The 679-nt window shown below is 45.4% G+C and carries 1 protein-coding gene; it reads right to left on the bottom strand.

What is annotated here, in order from left to right:
• Positions 1-679, bottom strand: a 679-nt coding sequence (locus JMX18_RS13160) for a Calx-beta domain-containing protein (RefSeq protein WP_201588375.1), incomplete at both ends; no start/stop codon positions are given.

Genomic DNA, 679 nt, shown 5'->3' with positions numbered 1-679 from the left:
ATCAGCACTGCCCTCTGTTGAACCATCAGTGATAGTTACTGTAACCGACGTAGCAACCATACTTGGATTGCTTAGATTTACCGTATAAACCGCTTCACTTGGCGTGCCATCAAAGTCTGTTTCGTTAAGACTGGTGGTACCAATAATGCTCACTACTGGCGTATCATCCCCAAGTGGTGGGTTTTCCGGATCAACTGGGGTTTCACCATCGGTCGTACCATCATCATAAATGGTGGTATTTACGGTGTTTTGAGTAGGATTGATAGTAGCACTGCCCGAATCGACACTGGTTATCGTGACATCAAAGTCCTCGGGTCCTTCAAATACATTGTCATCAATGATAGGCACACTAAAGGTCGCTGAGGTTGATCCAGCAGGAATAGTGATCGTCTGAGTAACTGGCGCAGTATAATCAGCACTGCCCTCTGTTGAACCATCAGTGATAGTTATTGTCACCGACGTAGCAACCGTACTTGGATTGCTTAGATTTACCGTATAAACCGCTTCACTTGGCGTGCCATCAAAGTCTGTTTCGTTAAGGCTGGTGGTACCAATAATGCTCACTACCGGTGTATCATCACCAAGTGATGGGTTTTCCGGATCGACTGGAGTTTCACCATCGGTCGTACCATCATCATAAATGGTGGTATTTACGGTGTTTTGAGTAGGATTGATAGTA

The sequence above is a fragment of the Psychrobacter jeotgali genome, from assembly GCF_904846315.1.
Taxonomy (GTDB): Bacteria; Pseudomonadota; Gammaproteobacteria; order Pseudomonadales; family Moraxellaceae; genus Psychrobacter; species Psychrobacter jeotgali.
The sequence above is the reverse complement of the archived record's forward strand: the minus strand, read 5'-3'. Positions and strand labels throughout refer to the sequence as shown.